This is a genomic window from Bradyrhizobium sp. McL0615, from assembly GCF_049993905.1.
GTDB lineage: Bacteria > Pseudomonadota > Alphaproteobacteria > Rhizobiales > Xanthobacteraceae > Bradyrhizobium.
The window spans coordinates 3,433,088-3,456,426 of the sequence record NZ_CP188254.1; the positions used below are offsets into that span (position 1 = coordinate 3,433,088).

22 protein-coding genes and 1 pseudogene are annotated in these 23,339 nt (G+C 62.1%); 15 read left to right on the top strand and 8 right to left on the bottom strand.

Going from position 1 to position 23,339, the window contains the following annotated elements; translation table 11 throughout:
* Nucleotides 1-173: 173 nt before the first annotated feature.
* Nucleotides 174-1,145, bottom strand: a complete 972-nt coding sequence (locus tag ACPPVP_RS16245; RefSeq protein WP_426535962.1) for a LysR family transcriptional regulator — start codon at nucleotides 1,143-1,145, stop codon at nucleotides 174-176.
* Nucleotides 1,146-1,294: 149 nt separating this feature from the next.
* Between ACPPVP_RS16245 and ACPPVP_RS16250 the strand changes: the two genes are divergently transcribed.
* From ACPPVP_RS16250 to cbbX, 7 genes are all read left to right on the top strand, one after another.
* Entirely contained in the window at nucleotides 1,295-2,332 is a 1,038-nt protein-coding gene (locus tag ACPPVP_RS16250; protein WP_426535964.1) for a class 1 fructose-bisphosphatase, read from the top strand.
* A 13-nt stretch (nucleotides 2,333-2,345) separates the two neighbouring features.
* On the top strand, nucleotides 2,346-3,221 hold the full coding sequence (locus ACPPVP_RS16255) for a phosphoribulokinase (protein ID WP_426535966.1): 876 nt from the start codon (nucleotides 2,346-2,348) through the stop codon (nucleotides 3,219-3,221).
* Nucleotides 3,218-5,257, top strand: a complete 2,040-nt coding sequence (gene tkt / locus ACPPVP_RS16260) for a transketolase (RefSeq protein WP_426535968.1) — start codon at nucleotides 3,218-3,220, stop codon at nucleotides 5,255-5,257. The genes ACPPVP_RS16255 and tkt overlap by 4 nt, the downstream gene beginning before the upstream one ends.
* A gap of 34 nt (nucleotides 5,258-5,291) precedes the next feature.
* Nucleotides 5,292-6,377: a class II fructose-bisphosphate aldolase gene (fba, locus tag ACPPVP_RS16265; protein WP_426535970.1), complete on the top strand. Its 1,086-nt coding sequence runs from the start codon at nucleotides 5,292-5,294 to the stop codon at nucleotides 6,375-6,377.
* A gap of 55 nt (nucleotides 6,378-6,432) precedes the next feature.
* Complete coding sequence (locus ACPPVP_RS16270; protein ID WP_426537885.1) at nucleotides 6,433-7,893, top strand: form I ribulose bisphosphate carboxylase large subunit; 1,461 nt, start codon at nucleotides 6,433-6,435, stop codon at nucleotides 7,891-7,893.
* 12 nt (nucleotides 7,894-7,905) lie between these two features.
* The gene (locus ACPPVP_RS16275) at nucleotides 7,906-8,325 is read left to right on the top strand and encodes a ribulose bisphosphate carboxylase small subunit (protein WP_426535972.1); all 420 of its coding nucleotides are present in this window, start codon (nucleotides 7,906-7,908) and stop codon (nucleotides 8,323-8,325) included.
* A 151-nt stretch (nucleotides 8,326-8,476) separates the two neighbouring features.
* Nucleotides 8,477-9,370 (top strand): CbbX protein, encoded by an 894-nt coding sequence (gene cbbX, locus ACPPVP_RS16280; protein WP_426535974.1) that lies wholly within the window; start codon nucleotides 8,477-8,479, stop codon nucleotides 9,368-9,370.
* 69 nt (nucleotides 9,371-9,439) lie between these two features.
* Here cbbX and ACPPVP_RS16285 read toward each other — a convergent pair whose 3' ends face one another.
* From ACPPVP_RS16285 to ACPPVP_RS16295, 3 genes are read right to left on the bottom strand one after another with little or no spacing between them, the layout of a single operon-like run.
* Entirely contained in the window at nucleotides 9,440-9,703 is a 264-nt protein-coding gene (locus ACPPVP_RS16285; RefSeq protein ID WP_426535976.1) for a hypothetical protein, read from the bottom strand.
* A gap of 54 nt (nucleotides 9,704-9,757) precedes the next feature.
* The gene (locus ACPPVP_RS16290; RefSeq protein WP_426535978.1) at nucleotides 9,758-12,076 is read right to left on the bottom strand and encodes a molybdopterin cofactor-binding domain-containing protein; all 2,319 of its coding nucleotides are present in this window, start codon (nucleotides 12,074-12,076) and stop codon (nucleotides 9,758-9,760) included.
* A gap of 2 nt (nucleotides 12,077-12,078) precedes the next feature.
* Entirely contained in the window at nucleotides 12,079-12,531 is a 453-nt protein-coding gene (locus tag ACPPVP_RS16295) for a (2Fe-2S)-binding protein (RefSeq protein ID WP_426535980.1), read from the bottom strand.
* A gap of 201 nt (nucleotides 12,532-12,732) precedes the next feature.
* Between ACPPVP_RS16295 and ACPPVP_RS16300 the strand changes: the two genes are divergently transcribed.
* From ACPPVP_RS16300 to ACPPVP_RS16320, 5 genes are all read left to right on the top strand, one after another.
* Nucleotides 12,733-13,188, top strand: coding sequence for a hypothetical protein (locus ACPPVP_RS16300; RefSeq protein WP_426535982.1), 456 nt, complete (start codon nucleotides 12,733-12,735; stop codon nucleotides 13,186-13,188).
* The gene (locus ACPPVP_RS16305; RefSeq protein ID WP_426535984.1) at nucleotides 13,188-13,838 is read left to right on the top strand and encodes a ubiquinol-cytochrome c reductase iron-sulfur subunit; all 651 of its coding nucleotides are present in this window, start codon (nucleotides 13,188-13,190) and stop codon (nucleotides 13,836-13,838) included. Before ACPPVP_RS16300 ends, ACPPVP_RS16305 begins: the two co-directional genes overlap by 1 nt.
* 72 nt (nucleotides 13,839-13,910) lie before the next feature.
* On the top strand, nucleotides 13,911-15,635 hold the full coding sequence (locus ACPPVP_RS16310; protein WP_426535986.1) for a methanol/ethanol family PQQ-dependent dehydrogenase: 1,725 nt from the start codon (nucleotides 13,911-13,913) through the stop codon (nucleotides 15,633-15,635).
* Between the two features lie 412 nt (nucleotides 15,636-16,047).
* A complete protein-coding gene (locus ACPPVP_RS16315; RefSeq protein ID WP_426535991.1) occupies nucleotides 16,048-17,316 on the top strand; it encodes a PQQ-dependent sugar dehydrogenase in 1,269 nt (422 codons plus the stop codon).
* A gap of 121 nt (nucleotides 17,317-17,437) precedes the next feature.
* Nucleotides 17,438-17,770, top strand: coding sequence for a c-type cytochrome (locus tag ACPPVP_RS16320; RefSeq protein WP_426535993.1), 333 nt, complete (start codon nucleotides 17,438-17,440; stop codon nucleotides 17,768-17,770).
* Nucleotides 17,771-17,998: 228 nt separating this feature from the next.
* On the opposite strand, the gene ACPPVP_RS16325 is transcribed toward ACPPVP_RS16320, so the two are convergent.
* Together ACPPVP_RS16325 and ACPPVP_RS16330 are read right to left on the bottom strand one after the other, a co-directional pair.
* Nucleotides 17,999-18,778 (bottom strand): alpha/beta fold hydrolase, encoded by a 780-nt coding sequence (locus ACPPVP_RS16325; RefSeq protein ID WP_426537887.1) that lies wholly within the window; start codon nucleotides 18,776-18,778, stop codon nucleotides 17,999-18,001.
* Between the two features lie 81 nt (nucleotides 18,779-18,859).
* Entirely contained in the window at nucleotides 18,860-19,375 is a 516-nt protein-coding gene (locus tag ACPPVP_RS16330; RefSeq protein ID WP_426535995.1) for an Lrp/AsnC family transcriptional regulator, read from the bottom strand.
* A gap of 112 nt (nucleotides 19,376-19,487) precedes the next feature.
* Here ACPPVP_RS16330 and ACPPVP_RS16335 point away from each other — a divergent pair, with 112 nt between their 5' ends.
* The 3 genes and pseudogenes from ACPPVP_RS16335 (at nucleotide 19,488) to ACPPVP_RS16345 (ending at nucleotide 21,590) form a co-directional block, all read left to right on the top strand.
* Nucleotides 19,488-19,763 (top strand): hypothetical protein, encoded by a 276-nt coding sequence (locus tag ACPPVP_RS16335; protein ID WP_426535997.1) that lies wholly within the window; start codon nucleotides 19,488-19,490, stop codon nucleotides 19,761-19,763.
* 76 nt (nucleotides 19,764-19,839) lie between these two features.
* Nucleotides 19,840-20,021: pseudogene (locus tag ACPPVP_RS16340) on the top strand (dihydrolipoyl dehydrogenase); the annotation flags it as partial.
* Nucleotides 20,022-20,138: 117 nt separating this feature from the next.
* Complete coding sequence (locus tag ACPPVP_RS16345) at nucleotides 20,139-21,590, top strand: aldehyde dehydrogenase family protein (RefSeq protein ID WP_426535999.1); 1,452 nt, start codon at nucleotides 20,139-20,141, stop codon at nucleotides 21,588-21,590.
* A 119-nt stretch (nucleotides 21,591-21,709) separates the two neighbouring features.
* Here the strand turns inward: ACPPVP_RS16345 and ACPPVP_RS16350 are convergent, their stop codons facing one another.
* Both ACPPVP_RS16350 and ACPPVP_RS16355 read right to left on the bottom strand, forming a co-directional pair.
* Entirely contained in the window at nucleotides 21,710-22,495 is a 786-nt protein-coding gene (locus ACPPVP_RS16350) for an ABC transporter ATP-binding protein (protein WP_426536001.1), read from the bottom strand.
* Nucleotides 22,492-23,265 (bottom strand): ABC transporter permease, encoded by a 774-nt coding sequence (locus ACPPVP_RS16355; protein WP_426537889.1) that lies wholly within the window; start codon nucleotides 23,263-23,265, stop codon nucleotides 22,492-22,494. The genes ACPPVP_RS16350 and ACPPVP_RS16355 overlap by 4 nt, the downstream gene beginning before the upstream one ends.
* Nucleotides 23,266-23,339 lie beyond the last annotated feature (74 nt).

The window sequence follows — 23,339 nt, forward strand, 5'->3', positions numbered from 1 at the left end:
GGAAAGAAGTCAACCTGCGCCCGCGCGTCATGAGGCGGTCATGGCTGCGATAACCCGAGGCAAGCGGCGGCAGGACTCACCAACTAAAGTCTGAGAGATTCCTTCGTCCGACGCCTCGACGCTCGGCTGACCAATTTGGCGTTCGGCCAGTCCTTCGGCATCCGCATAACGCGCTATCGGCGTTTGCCGCGTGCCGACGTGCGGGTGATCCTTATCCTGCCGTGGGTTCGCGGCAGGAATTGCGCGCCGCGGGCGCTGAGGAATTCCAGCATGGCGCGCGCCGGCGGCAGCAGGATCTTGTCCTTTCGTGAAAGCACAAACCATTGCCTGACGACGGGAAGACCAACCACGTCGAGCGTGACCAGCCGCCGTTCGTCGAGTTCGGTGGCAACCGTGTGCGCCGAAATGAACGCAATTCCGAGACCCGCGATCACCGCCTGCTTGATCGTCTCGTTGCTGCTCATCGCCATGCCGATTTTCGGCCGAATGCGCGCCGTTTCGAACAGTTGCTCCATCAGGCCACGGGTGCCGGAGCCGGGTTCGCGCGTCAGGAAGGTTTCGTCGGCAAGGTCGCTCGGCGGGATGCGGGATTTTCGCACCAGGCGGTGGCTGGTCGGAGCAATAATGACATGGGGATGATCGCCGATCGGGTGGACATCCATGTCGATGTCGGCCGGTGGGCGGCCCATGATTGCGAAATCGAGATCATAGCCGCGTAGCGCCTCGCCGATCTCCTGGCGGTTTCCGATCGAGAGCGTGACGTCGACGTTCGGATGGCGTTTCGAGAAGCCGGAGATCATGAACGGGACGAAATATTTCGCGGTGCTGACGGCGCCGATCGAGATGCGGCCTGCGGTCTTTCCGGCCATCATCTCGAGCGAGGTCTCGCAATCCGCAATTGCCGCTTCGATACGCTCGGAGAGCGAGAGCACTTCGCGCCCGGCATCGGTCAACAGCATGCCGTCACTGGTGCGCTGAATCAGCGGCAGGCCTGCAAGCTCCTGCAGATTGCGGATCTGCAGCGTGACGGCCGGCTGCGTGAGATGCAGGTGTTTGGCGGCAGCGGTAACCGACCGGTCGCGGTGAACGGCCGCGAGCGCGCGCAGCTGGCGAATGGTCAATTCCCGCGGAAATCTGGCTGCCATGGGTCCACCATTATAAGAAAAACTTTGCCAAAGCCAAAGATAAGAAAATTTCACTAATTTTGCAAATTGGGTTGTTCTTGGAGCGCGGCGTGCCGAACGGCATGACGCATTGGAGTGGCCCCGAAGAGGGCGCCAATCGGGGAACGGCCATGGACGCACGCATAACCCTATGCTCGCATCTCGATCATGCAGGGTCGGAGACGCCGACCGGCCCGGCCGTGGCCGCCGTGATCGAGGCGATTGCCGCCGCTGCGATCGGCCTTTCCGATCTCATCGCCGACGGACCGTTGGCGGGCATCACCGGACGAACCCGTGGCGTCAATTCCGATGGCGACCATCAGAAGGATATCGACCTCGCCGCCGACGCGATGATGCGGGCGGCGTTACGTGCCACCCCGGTTGCGGCCGTCCTGTCCGAGGAACTGGATCTGCCCGAGGTGCTCAATGCCGAGGCGTCGCTCTGCGTCGCCATCGATCCGCTCGACGGATCGGCCAACCTCGAGAACAATATCTCGGTCGGAACCATCTTTTCTATTCGGTCGCGCGGCAATGATATCATCTCCACCTTCTTCGAGCCCGGCACGGCGCAGTGTGCGGCCGGTTTCGTGGTCTACGGTCCTCAGACCACGCTGGTCCTGGCGTTCGACGAGCGTGTCGACATCTTCATTCTGGACCGGCGCAACAGGGAGTTCCTGCTGATCGCGCGTCGCGTGAGAATTGCGCCGAACACGCCTGAGTTTGCCATCAACGCGTCGAACCAGCGGCACTGGCATGGGCCGGTGCGGGCCTATATCGACGATTGCCTGGCCGGCACGAGTGGCAACGGTTCGGCCGATTTCAATATGCGCTGGATCGGCTCGCTGGTCGCGGAGTCCCTTCGCATTCTCGTTCGAGGTGGTGTGTTCCTTTACCCGGCGGATTCGCGCCCGGGATATCGCGACGGTCGTCTTCGCCTGCTTTACGAAGCCCATCCGATGGCGCTCGTGATGGAGTGGGCGGGCGGGGCCGCGACTACCGGCCGTCGTCGCATTCTCGAACTTTCGGCGAAAACACCACACCAGCGGGTGCCGCTGATCATGGGATCGATGCGCGGCGTTCGCGACGTCGCCGCCATTCACGAAGGCATCGAACCGATGTTCGACAATAGCGACGCGCCGCTGTTTGCGCGGCGCGGCCTGTTTCGCTGACCGGAAAGAACAGATGTCACGCAGCTATCCCATTATATCGATTACCGGATCATCCGGCGCCGGTACGACTTCGGTGAAGAAGACGTTTGAAAACATCTTCCGCCGCGAGAAGGTCGCGGCCGCCTATGTCGAGGGCGACGCCTTCCACCGCTACAACCGCATTGAGATGCGCACGAAAATGGCCGAGGAGGCCGAGCGCGGCAACAAGCATTTCAGCCATTTCAGTCCGGAAACAAACCTGTTCGAGGAACTGGAGAAACTGTTCCGCGACTACGGCGAGTCCGGGACCGGAACCATCAGGCATTATGTCCACGATCATGACGAGGCCAGGCTCCATGGCGCGGATCCCGGCACCTTCACCGAATGGACTCCGCTGCCTGAAAAATCGGATCTGTTGTTCTATGAAGGCCTGCATGGCGCTGTCGTGACTGAGAAGGTCAATATCGCGCAGCATGCCGACCTCAAGATCGGCGTCGTGCCCGTCATCAATCTGGAGTGGATCCAGAAGCTGCATCGCGACCGCAGCGACCGCGGCTACACCGCCGAGGCGGTGACCGATACCATTCTGCGGCGAATGCCGGACTACATCAATTATATCTGCCCGCAATTCACCGAGACTGACATCAACTTTCAGCGTGTGCCGACGGTCGACACGTCGAACCCGTTCATTGCGCGCTGGATACCGACGCCCGACGAATCGATGGTGGTGATCCGGCTCAAGAACCCGCGCGGCATCGATTTTCCCTATCTGCTGTCGATGATTCCGAACAGTTTCATGTCGCGGGCTAATTCGATCGTGATCCACGGATCGAAGCTCGATCTAGCGATGCAACTCATCCTCACCCCGCTGATCCTGCAACTGATCGAACGCAAGAGGCGCATGCTATGACTGATCTCGCCCTGTCCCGTATCGCCACCCAGCCGGACGTTTCGCATGCCGAAATGGCGAATGCGATCCGCTTTCTGGCCATCGACGCCGTCGAAAACGCGAAGTCGGGCCATCCCGGCATGCCGATGGGCATGGCCGATGTGGCAACGGTGCTGTTTTCGCGCTTCCTTAAATTCGACGCCGCCGATCCGGCGTGGCCGGATCGCGACCGGTTCATATTGTCGGCCGGCCACGGCTCGATGCTGCTGTATGCACTGCTGCATCTGACCGGTTACGCCGGCGTGACGACGGACGAGCTGAAGGCGTTCAGGCAGTGGGGATCGAAAACCCCAGGTCATCCGGAATACGGGCATACGGCCGGCGTGGAAACGACCACGGGCCCGCTGGGGCAGGGGATCGCAACCGCGGTCGGGATGGCGCTGGCGGAGCGGCTGATGAATGCGCGCTTCGGCGACGATCTGGTCGATCACTATACCTATGTGATCGCCGGCGACGGCTGCCTGATGGAGGGCCTCAGCCAGGAAGCGATTTCGCTGGCGGGACATCTCAAGCTCGGCCGGTTGATCGTGCTGTATGACGACAACGAAATATCGATAGACGGCTCGACCTCGCTGTCATGCTCGGATGACCAGATCGCACGCTTCAAGGCGTCGGGCTGGTCGGCGACCCGGATCGATGGCCATGACCCCGAAGCGATTGCGGCGGCGATCCGGCACGCGCGGCACGACAGCCGGCCATCCCTGATTGCCTGCCGCACGGTGATCGGTTTTGGTTCGCCCAACCGCCAAGGGACGGAAAAGGCGCATGGCGCGCCGCTCGGGGCGGATGAAATCGAGAAGACGCGCAGCGCGCTGGACTGGCCGCACGCGCCATTTCAGGTTCCGGAGGCCGTCACCGATGCCTGGCGCGAAATCGGCGCCCAAGGACATGCGGCGCGGCGGGCATGGATCGAGCGCAGCAGACGCCAGAGTTCGACAACACGATCGCCGTTCCATGATGCGCTGAATCGAAAGCTGCCCTGTGGGTACGCCGACGTAATGGCGCAGATTCGGACACGGTTCGGCACCGAACGGCCGAAAATCGCGACCCGGCAGGCATCGCAACTGGTGATCGACGTGATCGCGGAAGCGCTGCCCAATCTCCTGGGCGGCTCGGCCGACCTGACCCATTCGAACCTGACGCGTGCAAAAACGCAGCAACCGGTGCGGCCCGATGCGTTCGATGGCAGCTACATCCATTACGGCGTCCGCGAGCATGCCATGGCGGCTGCGATGAACGGCATCGCATTGCATGGCGGCTTCATCCCGTATGGCGGCACGTTTCTCAGCTTTGCGGATTACAGCCGCCCCGCGATCCGGCTGGCCGCGCTGATGGGTATCCGCGTCATCCATGTGATGACGCATGACTCGATCGGACTAGGCGAAGACGGTCCGACGCATCAGCCGGTCGAGCATCTGGCATCGCTGCGGGCGATACCGAACCTGCTGGTATTCCGTCCAGGCGATGCGGTTGAGACCGCGGAGGCGTGGGACTGCGCGCTGCGGGCGGATGCGAATCCGTCGGTGCTATGCCTGTCGCGGCAGGCGCTCCCGACATTCCGTGAAGACGCTAATGAAACCAATCTGGTCGCGTTCGGCGCCTATGTCGTCGTCGAACCGGAGGATGGCCGCGACGTCACCTTGATTGCAACCGGCTCCGAAGTGTCGATCGCGCTCGAAGCGGCAAGCCTGCTCGAGAAAGACGGTGTCCGCGCTGCGGTCGTCTCGGCGCCGTGCTTCGAGCTGTTTCGCCGCCAATCCCGCGAATACCGCACCGCCGTTCTCGGACGCGTTCCGAGGGTCGGTATCGAGGCTGCCATCGAGGGCGACTGGGCGCGCTGGCTCGGCGATGGCGGCGAATTCATCGGCATGACCGGCTTCGGCGCCTCGGCGCCAGCGGAAACGCTTTACCGCGAATTCGGCATCACCGCCGAGGAGGCCGCAAAGGCCGCGCTGCGCTGCGTCGCGCGCTCGCGGATGGCGGTGACCTACGCATGAAACTCAGACGCCGATCAATGACACGGAGGCCCACATGGCGCGAATTACCCTAAGGCAATTGCTGGATCATGCCGCCGAACACGGCTACGGCGTGCCGGCCTTCAACATCAACAATATGGAGCAGGGGCTTGCGATCATGGATGCGGCGGCAGCGGTCGATGCGCCCGTCATCATCCAGGCCTCGAGGGGCGCGCGCTCCTATGCCAACGACATCATGCTGGCGAAGATGATCGATGCGCTGGAAGAGATGCATCCGCAGATTCCGCTCTGCCTGCATCAGGACCATGGCAACGAGGAATCGACCTGCGCCACCGCGCTGCAGCACGGCTTCACCTCCGTCATGATGGACGGCTCGCTGAAGGCCGATGCCAAGACCGCGGCGAGCTACGAATACAACGTCGACATCACCCGCCGGGTGGTCGATATGGCGCACTGGATCGGCGCCTCGGTGGAAGGTGAGTTGGGCGTGCTCGGCTCGCTCGAACATGGCGGCGGCGAGCAGGAGGACGGTCATGGCGTCGAAGGCGAGGTCAGCCACGATCAATTGCTGACCGATCCGGACCAGGCTGTCGATTTCGTTCGGGCCACCAAGGTCGATGCGCTGGCGATTGCGATGGGCACCTCGCACGGCGCGTATAAATTCTCGCGCAAGCCGGATGGCGACATTCTGGCGATGCGGGTGGTGGAGGAAATCCATCGCCGGCTCCCCAATACGCACCTGGTGATGCACGGCTCCTCATCGGTGCCGCAGCCGCTGCAGGACGCCTTCAACGCATTCGGCGGCGAGATGCCGCAGACCTGGGGCGTGCCGGTCGAGGAAATCGTCCGTGGCATCAGGCACGGCGTCCGCAAGGTCAATATCGACACCGACTGCCGGCTGGCGATGACCGCGGCGTTTCGAAAGGTGGCGGTGCAAGCGCGAGGTGAATTCGATCCGCGCAAGTTCCTGAAACCGGCGATGGACAGCTTGCGCGACCTCTGCCGCGAGCGTTTCGAGCAGTTCGGCACCGCGGGCCACGCCTCACAGATCAAGGTCATTCCGTTGGCCGAGATGGCCAGGCGCTACCGCTCGGGCGCGCTCGATCCACGCACGGGAGGAATGGCCGATGCCGCCGAATGAACTGATGACCGCCTCGATCCCGACCAGTCGCCGCACACCAAACGAGGAGACCACGATGAACATGCACTCGATGACCGTTCGCGGCAAGGATCGCTACAAGTCCGGCGTCCTCGAATACAAGAAGATGGGCTACTGGGAGCCCGACTACACGCCCAAGGACACCGACATCATTGCGCTGTTCCGGGTGACGCCGCAGGACGGTGTCGATCCGATCGAGGCCTCGGCAGCGGTGGCGGGCGAATCCTCGACCGCGACATGGACGGTGGTGTGGACTGACCGGCTGACAGCGGCAGAAAAATACCGCGCAAAGTGCTTCCGCGTCGATCCCGTGCCGAACTCGCCGGGGCAGTATTTCGCCTACATCGCCTACGATCTCGACCTGTTCGAGCCCGGTTCGATCGCCAATTTGTCGGCCTCGATCATCGGCAATGTGTTCGGCTTCAAGCCGCTGAAGGCGCTGCGGCTGGAAGACATGCGGTTGCCGGTGGCCTACGTGAAGACCTTCCAGGGACCGGCGACCGGCATCGTGGTCGAGCGCGAGCGGATGGACAAGTTCGGCCGGCCGATGCTCGGCGCCACCGTGAAGCCGAAGCTCGGCCTCTCGGGGCGTAACTACGGCCGTGTGGTCTATGAAGCGCTGAAGGGCGGGCTCGACTTCACCAAGGATGACGAGAACATCAACTCGCAGCCCTTCATGCACTGGCGGGAGCGGTTCCTCTATTGCATGGAGGCCGTCAACAAGGCGCAGGCCGCGTCCGGTGAGATCAAGGGCACTTATCTCAACGTCACCGCCGGCACCATGGAGGACATGTACGAGCGTGCCGAATTCGCCAAGGAGCTCGGTTCGGTCATCATCATGATCGACCTCGTGATCGGCTACACCGCGATCCAGTCGATGGCCAAATGGGCCCGCCGCAACGACATGATCCTGCATCTGCATCGGGCAGGGCATTCGACCTATACGAGGCAGCGCAGCCACGGCGTGTCGTTCCGCGTCATCGCGAAATGGATGCGGCTCGCCGGCGTCGATCACATCCATGCCGGCACCGTGGTCGGCAAGCTGGAAGGCGATCCCGCGACCACGCGCGGCTATTACGACATCTGCCGCGAGGACTATAACCCGGCGCGGCTGGAGCACGGCGTGTTCTTCGACCAGCACTGGGCCAGCCTCAACAAGCTGATGCCGGTGGCGTCAGGCGGCATTCATGCCGGCCAGATGCACCAGCTGCTCGATCATCTCGGCGAAGACGTGATCCTGCAGTTCGGCGGCGGCACCATCGGCCATCCCATGGGCATCCAGGCCGGCGCGACCGCCAACCGCGTGGCGCTGGAGGCGATGATCCTCGCCCGCAATGAGGGACGCGACTACCTGCACGAGGGCCCGGAGATCCTCGCCAAGGCGGCCGAGACCTGCACGCCGTTGAAGGCGGCGCTCGAGGTCTGGAAGGACGTCACCTTCAACTATGAATCGACCGACATGCCGGACTACGTCCCCACGCCCTCGGTTGCGATGTAAGGAGAGCAAATCATGCGCATTACCCAAGGCTGTTTCTCGTTCCTGCCCGACCTCACCGACGAGCAGATTTCCCGCCAGGTCCAGTACTGCCTGGAGAACGGCTGGGCGGTGAACATCGAATTCACCGACGATCCGCATCCCCGCAATAACTTCTGGGAGATGTGGGGCCTGCCGATGTTCGACCTCCGCGACGCCGCTGGCGTGATGATGGAGCTGAATGAATGCCGCAAGGTGTATGGCGAGCGCTACATCCGCCTGTCGGCGTTCGATTCCAGTCACGGCTGGGAATCGGTGCGGCTGTCCTTCATCGTCAACCGGCCGAAGGCGGAGCCCGGCTTCCGGCTCGATCGGCACGAAATGGCCGGGCGCAATATCCGCTACACGACCACATCATACGCCGCCGATCGCCCGGAGGGCCGGCGCTACGGTTAGGCACCCGTTCGGTCCGGCAGACGCGATCTCCCTGATCGTGCCTGCGCCTGCCGGACGCACTGCTCCGTCGCTGCGGAAGCGGCGACGGAGTCTTTTCGAAACGACGCGCGCAGCGCATTGAGGTTAGCAGATGGACGTGGATACCTCCCCCATGACTGAGGCGGTCAACCTGCGCGATGAACTCGAAGCCGTCGGCATCGAGGAGATCCTCTCGCAGCTCGACCGCGAACTGATCGGCTTGAAGCCGGTAAAGACACGTATCCGCGAGATTGCGTCGCTGCTGCTGATCGAACGGATCCGCAAGCGCATGGGGCTGGCGTCGGAGGCGCCGACGCTGCACATGTCATTTACGGGAAATCCCGGCACCGGAAAGACCACGGTGGCGCTGCGGATCGCCAGCATCCTGCACAGGCTCGGTTACGTGCGCCGCGGCCAGGTGGTGTCGGTGACGCGCGACGAGCTGGTCGGGCAATATATCGGTCACACCGCGCCGAAGACCAAGGAGATCCTGAAGAAGGCGATGGGCGGCGTGCTGTTCATCGACGAGGCCTATTATCTGCACCGGCCGGACAACGAGCGGGACTACGGTCAGGAGGCGATCGAGATCCTGCTGCAGGTGATGGAATCACAGCGTGAGGATCTGGTGGTGATCCTTGCAGGCTACGGCGACCGCATGGACAAGTTTTTCGCCAGCAATCCCGGCTTCCGCTCACGGATCGCGCACCACATTGATTTTCCGGATTATGCAGACGATGAGCTGCTCGCCATCGCAGAGCTGATGCTGCGAGATATGAACTATGGATTCACGAAGGAAGCGCGCGCCGAGTTCGTGCGCTATATCGTATTGCGCAAGAACCAGCCGCTGTTCTCCAATGCGCGCTCGATCCGCAATGGGCTGGACCGCCTGCGGCTGCGGCAGGCCAATCGCCTCGTCGCCGATCTCGATCATGTCCTGACGGCGGATGATATCAGGTCGATCGAGGCGTCGGACGTGCTGGCGAGCCGTGTGTTCGGGAAGGGCGGAAAATCGGCCGAGGCTGGTTAGCCTCAGAAAAAGGGCAGCCGGCGAATGTTCGCCGCTGCCCCTTATTGCTTCTGTTGGCCCGTCCGCGAGCTACTTGCCTTTGGTATCGACTTTCTGCTTTTCGTCCTCGTTCATTTTCTTCACCACGGGGTCGCGACTGGCTTCGCCGGTGGTCTGGGTTGTCGTGGCCGGCGGGCTATCGTTAGGCATGGAGGTTTGACCGGGCGGCGTCGTCGCCGGCCGCGTCGCCGTGGCACTCGGCGGCGACGTCGTTTGAGCGGTCGCCGCCTGAACATCGAGTAGAAGCACGCTCGACAGCAGCGATACCGCGAGCGCCGTTGCGTTGGGTTTCATCGGTCTGAACTCCTCTCAGACCATTGAAACGGCCCGTTCGGCCTAACGTTCCCGCTACGCCTCCAATTGCTTCCCGATCGGCAGGGCGCGGATCCGCTTGCCGGTCGCGGCGAAGATCGCGTTGATCAGCGCCGGTGCAAAGGGCGGCACACCCGGCTCGCCGACGCCGCTGGGCGGCGTGTCGGGGCCGGGAGGCACGATGTAGACATTCGTGACACCAGGGGCCTCGTCGATCCGGATCACCGGGAAATCGTCGAAATTGCCCTGCTGCACCTTGCCGTCCTTGAAGGTGATCGCGCCATGTTTGGCGAGGCTCATGCCCATGATCGCGGCGCCCTCGATCTGCGACTGGATCCGCTCCGGATTGACGTAGGTGCCGCAATCGATCGCGGTATCGACCCGTGGCACGGTGAGCTTGCCTTTTTCGTCAACGGCCACCTCGACGATGGTCGCGATGTAGCTGACGAAGCTGCGATGCGCGGCAATGCCGAGCCCGTGCCCCTTGGGGACGGACCGCCCCCAGCCGCCCTTGTCCGCGACCAGTTCGACGACCTTGCGAAGCCGCGCGGTATCGATCGGGTAGCTGTCATAGGGCTCGCCGTAGTTCCAGAGGTCTTTCACCGAATCGAGCTTGACGATCCGGGGCGAGCCGATCAGTTCCAGCAGCATATCCTTTTGGTCGCGTTTGGTGGCATGGGCGATTTCAGCGACCATCGACTGCACCGCGAAGGCGCGCGGGATGTTTGACACCGAGCGGAACCAGCCGATGCGGGCATGCGCGGCCGCTTCCGGATTCTCGCACTGTACGTTGGCGATCTCGAAGGGCATATCGACCAGCCCCATGCCGAGTTCGAACGGGGCCTGATGCACCGTATCAGCGGCAAACGTCGAGGCGATGCTCGGCGCGACGCTGCGATGGCGCCAAGCCGTCACCTTGCCGCTCTTGTCCAGGCCGGCCTCGATACGTTCCACCGAGACGGTGTGCAGGAAGCCGTTGCGAACGTCGTCTTCCCTTGTCCATTGCACCTTGACCGGCGCGCCGAGCTCTTTTGAGAGCAGGGCGGCTTCGATGGCGTAATCGCACTTCGACTTGCGCCCGAACCCGCCGCCGAGCAGGGTGACGTTGACGGTGACATTCCCCTCGGGAATGCCAAGCGTTTTGGCGACGTCCTCGCGCGTTCCGCCCGCGCTCTGCACCGGCGCCCAGATCTCGGCCTTGTCGCCGCTGACATTCGCGACTGCGACCGGGGGTTCCATGGAGACATGGGCCAGATGCGGCAGATAGTACTCGCCGACGATTACCTTGTCGGCGCCCTTCAGGGCGGCTTCCACGTCGCCTTCCTTGCGCAGCACGAGACCGGGCTTCCGTGCGGCTTCCTCCAGTTCGGCCCGGTAGGCGACCGACTCATATTTGCCGTTGGCGCCGTCATCCCAGACGATCTTCAAGGCGTCGCGGCCCTTGATCGCCGCACCGGTGTTGCGCGCGATTACGGCGACGCCGCCGAGCGGCTGGAATTTCGAAGGCCACGGCCAGCCCTTGACCTCCATCACCTTCTCGACGCCGGAAACCTTCATCGCCGCCGATCCGTCGAACGACGAGACCTTGCCGCCGGTTACCGGCGGGCGGGCAATGACGGCGTATTTCATGCCGGGCAGGCGAACGTCCGCGCCGTAACGCGCGGTGCCCACCGTGATGTCGCGCAGATCGACCATGCTGATCTGGCCTTTGCCCAGATAGCGGAAATCCTTTGGATCTTTCAGCTTCAGGCCTTCCACGCTCGGCACCGGCTCCTTGGCGGCGTCGGCCGCCAGATCGCCAAAGCCGATGCGGCGTGAGCTCGCACTGTGGACGACCTCGTGATTGACCGCCTTCACCTCGGTTGCCGGCACACCCCAGCGTTTCGCCGCTGCGGTTTCAAGCATCGAGCGCGCCGAAGCGCCGATCTGACGCATCGGCATCAAATAGTGACGCGTGCTGCGCGATCCGTCGGTATCCTGATTGCCGAATTTGACCTCGTCACCATGCGCCTGCTGGACGCGGACGCGTGACCAGTCGGCCTCCATCTCTTCGGCGACGATCATCGGCAGGCTGGTGCGGACGCCGGTTCCCATCTCGGCACGGTGTGCGACGATCGTGACAATGCCATCAGGCGCGATTGCGACGAACACGCGCGGGTCCACCACGGTTCCGTGGGGCATCTTGTCCGCGCCGGTCTGGTACGCGGCCAAGGCGGGGCGCGACATCACGGGCGCGGCCAGCACGAAGCCGCCGGCCAGCCCGAGGCCTTTCAGGATGTTGCGGCGCGAAACGTTGTCGACTTTGACGTATCGCTCAAAGCCGCGGAGTTTTTTGGGATTGGTTGATATGTTCATGATCATACCCCCGTCGAAGCGAGGTGGACCGCGTTTTCGATGCGCTGATAGCAGCCGCAGCGGCAGATATTGCCCGCCATCGCCTCGCGTATCTGATCGTGGTTGGGTTTTGGATTCTCGATCAGCAGCGCCGCCGCCTGCATGATCTGGCCGACCTGGCAAAAGCCGCATTGCGGAACATTGAGTTGGCGCCAGGCCTTCTGGACCGCGTGATCGCCGGTCGGATGAAGGCCTTCGATGGTCGTGACCTCCCGATTGACCACGTCGGACACCGACGTGATGCAGGCGCGTACCGCCTGCTTGTCGACGATCACGGTGCAGGCGCCACACAGCGCTTGGCCGCAACCGTATTTCGTGCCCGTCAGTCCGGCTTCATCGCGGAGGAACCAGAGCAGCGGAAGGTCGGGATCGCCATCCCAGTTCTTTTGCTGGCCGTTAATCTTCAAAGTAATCATGATCGATCCTCGCTCTTCGTAAGCTGCTGATGGTAGCTCCGACGTGAGCGAAAAACGTTACGGCTGATCGCTCGACGCTGGCGCTTCGAAATTCCTTGCTGTCTGGCTGGGATTTCTTTGAGCCATCCTCCTGATCATTATTATTGGCTGTTGTTCAGTAGGCCGCGCTTGGCGGATCGGCCGCCACAAGGCGTTCTACATTTGCGTCCGCATGTTTGGCAAAAGCGGGGCATCGGCAAAGAATTGCATTTGGTCAGTAGCGCTGACGCAGTAGCCTATGCAAAAGCAATTGTCGTCAAATTCGAACGTCGCTGTTGGACCAATGGAAGAAGCTTTCTTCTGCGCCGCCCGCCACAGCAGACTTTCACCATTCGTGCAACGGGCACCGGCGTGCGCCAAAGCTTCGCGCCCACGCCGCGCAATTCTCGATCTCGTTCGCGCGCGCTTATAACGCACCGCACATCACAGAAGGCTGAGCTGTTCTGCGAAATACGCATGATGCGGCCAGGCTGCGGTTGTCATCGCAAGACGTGCGATGGACGCTTGCTTTTGCGGGCTTTTCCCGAAATCGCTGACACAACCGGAGGGCGCATTGCGCAAAAGACAAATTTCTCGATCGCCATTCTTTTGACCGAGTCCCTCCATCACTTTGCGTGATGTGCAAATCCGATCAACTCACATCGTCGATCAAAAGCACAGACGCGGAATTCGCGACAGCGGTGTGTCATGATCCGACGCGGCGCGCAGTGATCCTGACGGCTCTCGTCGCGGGAACTTGTCTGGCGTCGTCGAGATCTTCGATCGCAGAGGAGGATTTGCCTGGCAGTAACGAGCGGCCTCAGAAAGCCGACGTGCTGGTTTTTTCCGAAGGGGAACACGCCGGCGAGGTGATCAAGCCGCAGGATCTGAAAACCGGTGGACCGCCGGCGCGGGCTTGGCCAAAGGATCCCAACACATCCGTTGTCCGCAAGGGCTCGCGCCTGAACGAAATACTCGTCGTGAAACTCGATCCGGCTGAGCTGGATGAGGAAACGCGCGCCCGTGCTGCCGGCGGGGTCGTGGCCTATTCGGCCATCTGTGTCCACACGGGTTGTCCAATCACGGCATGGGTGAAGGCGGCAGGCGGCGACAAGGACGTGTTCAAATGCGTTTGCCATAATTCGGAATATGACCCCAGGCAAAGCGCGCAAGTGATCTTCGGACCAGCGCCCCGGCGTCTGCCGGCGCTTCCGTTGGTGGCAGAAGACGGGCCACTGACGGTGGCTGCAACATTCATTGGAAAGGTAGGTGCACAGCAGGCCAGATGACGGCGGGCCGCCGTCGATCCACGACAATGAAAAACAGAATTCGTGAGATGAAAACAAAGGGGAGGTTGCGTTATGGCCTTGAAGCAATGGCTTTTGGCGGGTTTGCTCGCGTCCACCTGCCTCGTTACGATCGCTGCCGCCGGTCCGATCGAGAACTACAGTCCGGTGACTGCCGATCGACTCAAGAATCCGGAACCGGGCAACTGGATGCATTATCGCCGGACCTATGACGGCCAGGGATACAGTCCGCTCGACCAGATCAACACCTCGAATGTGAAAAACCTGACGCCAGTGTGGACGTTCTCGACCGGTGTGGTCGAGGGCCACGAGGCCCCTCCGATCATCAACAATGGCGTGATGTTCATCGCAACGCCTGCGGGGCAGGTGATCGCGCTCAACGCCAAGACCGGCGATGAGTACTGGCGATACAAGCGCCAGCTTCCCGAAGATCTCTTCCAACTGCACCCGACCAACCGCGGCGTGGGATTGTGGCAGGACAAGGTGTACCTCGCCACGACGGATGACCACGTGGTCGCGCTCGAGGCCAAGACCGGCAAAGTGGTCTGGGATACCAAGGTTCAGGATTACAAGAAGGGGCAGTATCTGACCCTGATGCCCTTGATCGTCGACGGCAAGGTGATCGTCGGCGGTTCCGGTGGCGAATTCGGCGTGCGCGGTTACGTCGTTGCCTATGATGCCGATACTGGCAAGGAACTGTGGCGGACCTTCACCATTCCCGGCGCGGGTGAACCAGGTAGCGAGACGTGGCACGGCGACGACTGGAAAACGGGTGGCGGATCCGCCTGGATGACAGGCAATTACGATCCAGACACCAAGACAGTCTATTGGGGCACCGGCAACGCCGCGCCTTGGCCGGGCGACATTCACCCCGGCGATAATCTCTACACGAGTTCAGTGCTCGCGCTCGATCCCGATACCGGCAAGATGAAAACCCACTTCCAGTACCATCAAAACGATTCATGGGATTGGGACGAGGTCGACGCGCCCATGCTGGTCGACCTGCAAAAGGATGGCCGCACGATCAAGAGTCTCATTCATCCCGGACGCAACGCGATTTTCTGGGTATTGGAGCGCAAGCCGGACAGCATCAAATATGTCGCCGGCTGGCCTTTCGTTCATACCGACGTCTGGAAAGGCATTGAGCCCGAGAGCGGCAGGCCGATTGTCGACCCCGCGCGCAAGCCGGTGATGGGCAAGCGGGTCGAATTCTGTCCATCCCTGTGGGGTGGCAAGGATTGGCCGTCGGCGTCGTATAGTCAGAAGACCGGACTGGTCTACGTTCCGGCCAACGAGAATTTCTGCGGTGGCTTCACCGGCGAGAAAGTGCCGTTGGTCGCCGGCCAGCTTTGGCTCGGAACCAAGCCCGAGGATATCGGCTTGACGCCGCGTCCCGGTGCCACCCACTTTGGCGAACTGCAGGCGTGGGATCCGGCCACCGGCAAGAAGGCCTGGTCATATAAGTTTCCCAAGTCGCAGCTATTCGGTTCGGTGACCGCGACTGCGGGGGACCTCGTTCTTGCCGGCGGCACCAATGACCGGATGTTCCGCGCCTTCCATGCCAAGACCGGCGAACTGCTTTGGGAGCAAAAGACCAACTCCGGCATCATGGCCATGCCGATCGCCTATGAGGTCGACGGCACGCAGTATATCGCCGTCCAGTCGGGCTGGGGCGTGGACGCGCAGCGCATCCAGGATGCGTTGGCGGGAAAGGTCGACGGCTTCGAGAATAACGTACCGCAGGGCGGCGTGGTCTGGGTGTTCGCCGTCAAGAAGTGACGGCGTGGGGGAGCGAACGGCGCCTGGCCGCTGCACAGGCAGTGTCCAGGCGCCGCTGTAGTAGTTGGTCGCATGGCCGGGATTTCTTCGGGCCAGCCTCCTGATCAAATTGTTATTGCTATTGTTCAACAGATCGCGCTTGCCATGTCGTCGGTCACTATCTGCCGCATGAAATTTCCCTCCTGCGTACGTTGCCGACATCGCCAAACGCTTCGCCGCGTTTCTTGCAAGCGCAGCATTCTTCGCCCGCGCAAAATCGAACCATCATTGCTTTCGCAAATGAATGGGCTGCCGCCCACATGCGCCATAACGAATCCTGTTTGACAATCATTTTTGTCAGCGCATTGATATACAATCCCCAGCGGCGGTCAGTTCTCACCCGTTAGAACTGGGGCATTTCAGGGAGGCATCGATGAAATTTTGTCTGCTAGGAACGATAGCTACACTCACGCTTGTTGCATGGCCGGCGTTCGCCCAACCGGCGCCGCCTGCGCCCAGCGCGCTCGAAACATTGGGCGCAATGCGCCCCACCGGCAGCACGGCTGACTGGCCGGAGATTCCGCAGGGCGGTGCGAAAGCCGATCAGGTCAAGAAAAATCTCGCCAAGATCAAGTTGCCGCCTGGTTTCCAGATCTCGCTCTACGCGCTGGTTCCGGATGCGCGGCATATCGCCGTCGGACCACAGGGCGTTGCGACGTTTGTGGGCACCCGCAAGTCGAAAGCGTGGGTCGTGACCGATCGCGCACGCGGCGGCGTCGGCGATGAGGTGAAAGAGTTCGCACCGACCTTGCCGAAGAAGATTCCCAACGGCGGATGTTTCTCGAAGGACGGTTTCCTCTACATCGTCGAGCAGAACCGGGTGCTGGAATATCCGGCCGCTGAATTTTTCTACGAGAGCCCTGACGTCGTCGCCAGCGTCGTCGTGCCGGAGGGCGAGTTGATCCCGAAATCGGAAGAAAGCTACAACCATACAGCCCGCGTATGCCGCATCGGGCCCGACAACAAGCTCTATATCCAGCTCGGGCAGCCGTACAATGTGCCGGCCAAGGAGAAGTTCGACCTGTATCGCAAGCTCGGAATCGGCGGCATTATCCGGATGGACCGCGACGGCAAGAACCGAGAGGTCTATGCGGTCGGGCTGCGTAACCCAGTCGGCATGGACTTCAACCCGAAAGACAAGTCGCTCTGGACCAACGACAATCAAGTCGACGGCATGGGCGATGAAATACCTCCGGGCGAGCTGAACCGCATCGCCAGCGCTGGGCAGGATTTCGGCTTCCCCTGGTACGGTGGCGGCAAGATCCGCACCAACGAGTACAAGAATGATACCCCGCCGGCCAACGTCGTGTTCCCGGAAGTCGAGCAGACAGCGCATGCGGCTGACCTCGGCCTCGTGTTTTATACCGGCAACATGTTTCCCAAGAAGTATCAAGGCGCGATCTTCACGACCCAGCATGGATCGTGGAATCGAACCGTGCCGGTCGGCGCACGGCTGATGGTGACGTTCCTGAAGGATGACGGCCATGTGGCCGGCAAGTCCGAGCCGTTCGCCGAGGGCTGGAACGACAACGGCTACTATCTCGGCCGTCCCGTCGACGTGGCCCAGCTGGCTGATGGGTCGCTGATCGTGTCAGATGATCTGGTCGGCGCGCTCTACCGTATCTCGTATGACGGCAAGTAAGCTCCCAGGTAGATTCCCAAGTAGATTACGATGTCTGGATGGTCCCGCCCGGGGCCATCCATTCAATCGTCGCTTGGGCGACGCGAGGTTCAGGATGATTTCTACGCTTTCACGAAGGGCAATGTTGGCTGTCAACCTGCTCGCGCCGGCAGGCCTCCTGCTGGCGGGCGCCAACGCGGGCCACGCCGGCGACGCCAAAGCCGGTGCCGCCAAAGCGATGATGTGCCAAGCTTGCCATGGCCTCGACGGGCTGTCCAAGGCCCCCGATTCACCAAACATTGCCGGCCAGATCGAGCCCTATCTCGTCGCGCAGTTGCAGGCGTTCAAGACCGGCGTGCGAAAGAACGATGCGATGTCGGCCGTCACGCCCGCCTTGTCCGACAAGGACATTGAGGATCTCGCAGCTTATTTTTCGGCGATTGAGATCAGCATTGGCAAACTGCCGGAAAGGTGATCACGCTGCTATCTCTGGACCATCCGAAGGTATCGGCTTGACGCCTCGTCCCGGCGCTATCCGCGCACTGTAGCCAGGACGCATTGGCGACCGACGGCAAGGTCTATGGCCCGGAGAATAACGTGCCGCAGGGGGCGTCATCTGGGTGTTCGTCGTCAAGAAGTGACTGGCGGGAAAGATCCGACGCGTGGCCGCTGCACAGGCAGCGGCCAGTCGTGCCGCGCGTCGTCAAGCCTGCTGTCCCGCGGCTTCGAGGATGAGCTGCGTGATTTCCTCGGGCTGTGAAATCAGAGAGAGATGGCTGGCCTTCACCTCGATGGTCTTGGCTCCCATCCGTTTGGCCATGAAGCGCTCAAGGTCGGGATTGATGGTGCGATCTTCCGTTGAGACGGCGTAGTAACTCGGCTTCGTTCGCCATGCCGCGTGCGCAGTCTTGCCGGCAAGCAGGGACTTCTGGAACGGCTGCTGCACCGCGTAGAGAACCTTCGCCTTTGCCGCGGGCAGGTCGCCCGCGAAATCACGCAAGAAGGCCTCCTCGGAAAGACGTCCTTCATCGCCATCGAACACGATTCCCGCGCTGGCCGGCGGCGTCGGGAATGTCTTGGCCAAGGCGGTATAATCCTCACCGGCATCGGGCGCGCGCGCCGCTACATAGACCAGCGCAGAAACATTCGGATGCACGCCGGCTTCCGTGACGATCATGCCGGAAAACGAATGGCCGACCAGAACCGTCGGGCCGTCCTGGCGCGCCAGCACGCGCTCGGCCGAAGCGACCGCTTCCGGCAGCGTGGTCAATGGATTTTGCACGGAAGTGGCGTTTAGACCCGCCGCCTGCAATCGCGCAATCACTTCAGTCCAGCACGATCCGTCGGCGAACAGCCCGTGCACGAGGACGACATTGCGTGCCTTTGGCGGGGTTGCATTTGCGGCCATGCCGGGTGTGGAGACCAGCGAAGCTGCGGCACTGGCAAGCAGTGCGGTCGAAAAGGCGCGTCGGCTTATCATGATGTCTACTCCTTCAATTGAGCTGTCACTGGAAGTACGATGTGGTGGGGCTCATTGTTACGTCGTCTCAATTAGAGCCAGGGACTAAACACCGGCATTGACGAGCAGTGGATCGGCTGACATCACGAGCTTCAGGGTCCGCAGCGAAAAGGTCGATCGCGTGTGCCGGATGCCTTGAATCCGGTAGAGCTTTTCCCGAAGAAAACGCTCGTAGTGAGTAGTGTCGGCGACCGCTACCTTGACCAGATAGTCGTAGTCGCCGGTGACGAGATTGGCCTCGATCACCTCAGGGATCTTTGCAAGGGCATCGCCGAACCGGGCGAGCACCTTGTCGTCGTGCTTGTCCAGCGTGACTTCGATGAAGACGATATCCTTCAGGCCGATCGCGACGTGGTCGATGACGGCCGCGTAATGCTTGATTACGCCGATCTCCTCCAGGTGTCTGACCCGTGACCAGCATGGCGAGGACGACAGTCCCACACGATTGGCCAGTTCGTTGACGGTCAGTCGTCCTTCCTCGCGGAGAATCGAAAGAATCTTTCGATCGATCAGGTCGAGGTCTGCCTTGGCTCGCGGCTTCACCCGGGAAGATGATTTCATCATGGATCTCCTTAAGGCAGACGATTCTTCTGCAAAAGACCAGTATCACATAAGATATCGGGAAATTCACCTGCTGACTCGGCGATACAGTCCTGTTCAAGGAGATCAGCAAATGCCGTCCGCCGCCTGTCGCGCTTCATCCGTCGTCTTCAGGGCCATTGCCACGGACTCGCTTGCCGCGGCGTCCCAGCTTCTGGCCGATGTGCAGCGCTTTGGATTGCGGATGGTCGAATTCCGGATGATGGTTGATGTGGAAGGCGGGGCGGCCATCGACTTCGGCGTCGACGCAAGGCCGGACCACGATCCAGCGGTTCTCTGCTCTCGCTTCGCACGACATCCCGCTCTCCGCTCGGTCGAGATCGTCGGAACGAGCGCCGGTCAAAGCTGACGGCGCGGTGCTGTGAACGTCCCTGCCTGTTACCTTCGCACGATGCTTTGGCTCTGACGCAGATGGATGATGACGGTTCGTGTGGATCTTCGCGCGGGCCGGCGATCACCTGATGCCGGAGGCACGTGCGGTGGGGGCGGGAGTTTCGGAATTGACGTGGTCGCTGGCACTTGCCAATGAAATGGGGGCGGTGCGCGAGGACATCGCCGGCGCCATCGGGCTCACCCGACGCGGAGCGAAGCGATCCGCGAGGCAGCGCTTGCGCGTCGGAACGTGGCTTGCATTTCTGATGGACGCAAAAACGAATTTGGTGGAAACGAACCTGATAGAAGCGTCCTGCACGACTTGCAGCAGGACCAAACTATGGAGCGCATCTTGTCGAAATCCGAACGGACCTATCGCAACTACATCGCCGGCCGCTGGGTCGATGCTGCCGATGGACGTCGTCTCGCGATCCTGGATCCGTCGGACGGTTCGCATCTTGCCGACATTGCCCGCGGCGGCAGCGAGGATGTCGAGCGCGCGGTCCAGGCGGCCCGCGCGGCGCTGGCCGGCGACTGGGGACGCATGTCGGCGACCGACCGTGGCCGCATCCTGCATCGGATCGGCGAGGGGGTCCTGAAGAATATCGATCTGCTGGCGGAGCTCGAAGCACGGGACGTCGGCAAGCCGCTCAAGCAGGCGCGGGCCGACGTCGAGGCGCTGGCGCGCTATTTCGAATTCTACGGCGCTGCCGCCGACAAGGTTCACGGCGACACCATCCCTTACCGGACGGGATTCACGGCCATCACGCTTTATGAGCCTCACGGCGTGACCGCCCATATCATTCCCTGGAACTATCCGATGCAGATCATCGGACGCAGTCTCGGTGCGGCCCTTGCCATGGGCAATGCCGCTGTCGTGAAACCGGCGGAGGAAGCCTGCCTCACGGTGATCGAGTTTGCCCGCATTGCGGAGGAGGCGGGATTGCCGCACGGCGCGTTCAACCTTGTCACCGGGACCGGCGAGGAGGCGGGTGCCGTGTTGTCCGGCCATCCCGGCATCAACCACATTTCCTTCACGGGTTCGGTCGCGACCGGCGCGTTGGTGCAGGCGGCCGCCGCGCGGAATGCGGTGCCGGTCACGCTGGAGCTTGGCGGCAAGTCGCCCCAGCTGGTCTTTGCCGATGCCGATCTCGATCGGGCCCTGCCGTTTTTGGTGATGGCGGGCATCCAGAACGCAGGCCAGACCTGCTCCGCTTCGTCGCGGATCCTGGTCGAGCGGTCGATCTATGAGGAGGTCGCCGCACGCATGGCCGATGCCTACCGAAAGCTGAAGGTCGGGCCCGCGTTGTCCGATCTGGATGTCGGCCCCATGGTCTCGCGCCGGCAGAAGGAAATCGTCGAAGGCTATATCGGCCTGGCCGAGCGTGACGGCGCGCGTCTCGCCGCACAGGGTACGATCGTGCCCGACGCGCCTGCCGGCGGCGCCTATGTCACGCCGACGCTGATCCGCGACGTTTCGCCCAGCCACCGCCTGGTGCAGGAGGAGATCTTCGGGCCGGTGCAGGTCATCATGCCGTTCGACGGCGAGCAGCAGGCGATCGATCTGGCGAACGGCACGCCCTTTGGCCTTGTCTGTGGAATCTGGACCCGCGATGGCAGCCGGCAATTCCGCCTGGCGCGCGCCATTCAGTCGGGACAGGTCTTCATCAACAACTACGGCGCCGGCGGCGGAATCGAGTTGCCGTTCGGCGGCGTCAAGCGTTCGGGCCACGGCCGCGAGAAAGGCTTTGAAGCGCTCTACGGCTTTGCAACGACCAAGACCATTTCGATCTATCACGGCTGACGAGTGCGAGTGCCGGCGGTGATCACGTCGTGGGCATCTCGCTCAGATGCAGCGGCCGCCGCGGACTTCGATGGTGACCCCGTGGTCGTGCTTGCCTCGTTGGAGCACCGGAAAGCTATTTACGCATCAACCGCAACCTTCAATGCTTCGGCACGGATCTCCTCGACGAGACGTTCCTTCAGCGTGACGAATTCAGGCGCGGTCTTGATCTTGTAGGATCGCGGGTGGGGCAGATCGATCGCGATCTCGGCCTTGATGCGGCCGGGACGGGCGCTCATGACGATGACGCGGCTGCCGAGGAAAATCGCCTCCTCGATATCATGGGTGACGAACAGGACGGTCTTCTGCTCGCGTTCCCAGATGCCGAGCAGCATTTCCTGCATCAGCACGCGGGTCTGATTATCCAGCGCCCCGAACGGCTCGTCGAGCAGCAGGATCTTGGGATCGTTGGCAAGGGCGCGGGCGATCGCCGTCCGTTGCTGCATGCCGCCGGAGAGCTGCTTGGGCCAATGGTTCTCGAATCCGGACAGGCCAACCCGCTGGATGAATCCATCGGCGATCCTGCCGCGATCCGCCTCGGAAACCCCGCGCTCGCGCAGGCCGAACGCGATGTTTTCGCGCACCGTCAGCCACGGGAACAGCGTGTAGGATTGAAACACCATGCCGCGATCGGCGCCGGGTCCTGTGACCTCTTGCCCGTCCAGGATGACGCGGCCGCTGGTCGGCCGGTCAAGGCCTGCGATGATCCGGAGCAGCGTGGATTTTCCGCAGCCCGATGGGCCGAGGATGGTGACGAAGTCGTTGTTGCCGACGCTGAGATTGGTCGGTTCCAGCGCCCGCGTCGGCGCATTGCCCTGGCGCGCAGGGAAAATGCGGGAGACCTGATCGATCCTCAGCTCGGTCACGCCAATCTCCACGGAAACAGCCAGGCGTTGAAGGCTTTGAACAGGAAGTCCGACACCAGCCCGATCAGGCCGATGACGATAATGCCGAAGATGATCTGGCCGGTGTTGAGCAGCGCCTGGCTGTCGGTGATCATGTGGCCGATGCCGGACGATGAACCGATCAGTTCGGCGACGATGACATAGGTCCACGCCCAACCCAGCACGAGCCGGAGGATTTCCGCGATCTCGGGGGCGGAGGAGGGCAGCAGCACGCGGCGGATGATGCCGCTGTCGCCGGCGCCCAGCGTGTAGGCGGCTTCCACGAGGTCGCGCCTTGTGTTGCCGACATTCACCGCGATCATCAGGATGATCTGGAATACCGAGCCGATGAAAATGACCAGCAGCTTCTGCAGTTCGCCGATGCCAGCCCACAGGATCAACAGCGGGATGAAGGCCGAGGCCGGCAGGTAGCGGGCGAACGAGACGAAGGGTTCGAGAAAAGCTTCGACCGGCTTGTAGGCGCCCATCAGCACGCCGAGCGGCACCGCGATGATGGCCGCCAGTACGAAGCCGCCGATGACCCGCCAGATCGTCATGCCGATGTCGAACAGGAAGCCGTGCTTGGTGAGGAGCTCAATGCCCTCCTGCAGCATGGTCAGCGGGTTGGCGAGAAACGTCTTTGACACGTAGCCGCCAAAAGTCGCCCATGCCCAGAGGGCGACGAACAGGACGAAGAACGCAAAGCCGTAGGCTGCGCGCTGCTTCGACGTCACGGGATCAAGGGGGCGCATCACGGGGCATGTTCCTCAAAGCGGGAGCGCTGACAGGGGGCAGCCCCGCATCCACGGGTGTGGAAGCGAGGCCG

Coding starts and splice junctions, on each gene's coding strand:
- ACPPVP_RS16245 (WP_426535962.1), bottom strand. CDS start 1,145: ATGGCAGCCAGATTTCCGCGGGAATTGACCATTCGCCAGCTGCGCGCG.
- ACPPVP_RS16250 (WP_426535964.1), top strand. CDS start 1,295: ATGGACGCACGCATAACCCTATGCTCGCATCTCGATCATGCAGGGTCG.
- ACPPVP_RS16255 (WP_426535966.1), top strand. CDS start 2,346: ATGTCACGCAGCTATCCCATTATATCGATTACCGGATCATCCGGCGCC.
- tkt (WP_426535968.1), top strand. CDS start 3,218: ATGACTGATCTCGCCCTGTCCCGTATCGCCACCCAGCCGGACGTTTCG.
- fba (WP_426535970.1), top strand. CDS start 5,292: ATGGCGCGAATTACCCTAAGGCAATTGCTGGATCATGCCGCCGAACAC.
- ACPPVP_RS16270 (WP_426537885.1), top strand. CDS start 6,433: ATGAACATGCACTCGATGACCGTTCGCGGCAAGGATCGCTACAAGTCC.
- ACPPVP_RS16275 (WP_426535972.1), top strand. CDS start 7,906: ATGCGCATTACCCAAGGCTGTTTCTCGTTCCTGCCCGACCTCACCGAC.
- cbbX (WP_426535974.1), top strand. CDS start 8,477: ATGACTGAGGCGGTCAACCTGCGCGATGAACTCGAAGCCGTCGGCATC.
- ACPPVP_RS16285 (WP_426535976.1), bottom strand. CDS start 9,703: ATGAAACCCAACGCAACGGCGCTCGCGGTATCGCTGCTGTCGAGCGTG.
- ACPPVP_RS16290 (WP_426535978.1), bottom strand. CDS start 12,076: ATGAACATATCAACCAATCCCAAAAAACTCCGCGGCTTTGAGCGATAC.
- ACPPVP_RS16295 (WP_426535980.1), bottom strand. CDS start 12,531: ATGATTACTTTGAAGATTAACGGCCAGCAAAAGAACTGGGATGGCGAT.
- ACPPVP_RS16305 (WP_426535984.1), top strand. CDS start 13,188: ATGTGCAAATCCGATCAACTCACATCGTCGATCAAAAGCACAGACGCG.
- ACPPVP_RS16310 (WP_426535986.1), top strand. CDS start 13,911: ATGGCCTTGAAGCAATGGCTTTTGGCGGGTTTGCTCGCGTCCACCTGC.
- ACPPVP_RS16315 (WP_426535991.1), top strand. CDS start 16,048: ATGAAATTTTGTCTGCTAGGAACGATAGCTACACTCACGCTTGTTGCA.
- ACPPVP_RS16320 (WP_426535993.1), top strand. CDS start 17,438: ATGTTGGCTGTCAACCTGCTCGCGCCGGCAGGCCTCCTGCTGGCGGGC.
- ACPPVP_RS16330 (WP_426535995.1), bottom strand. CDS start 19,375: ATGAAATCATCTTCCCGGGTGAAGCCGCGAGCCAAGGCAGACCTCGAC.
- ACPPVP_RS16335 (WP_426535997.1), top strand. CDS start 19,488: ATGCCGTCCGCCGCCTGTCGCGCTTCATCCGTCGTCTTCAGGGCCATT.
- ACPPVP_RS16355 (WP_426537889.1), bottom strand. CDS start 23,265: ATGCGCCCCCTTGATCCCGTGACGTCGAAGCAGCGCGCAGCCTACGGC.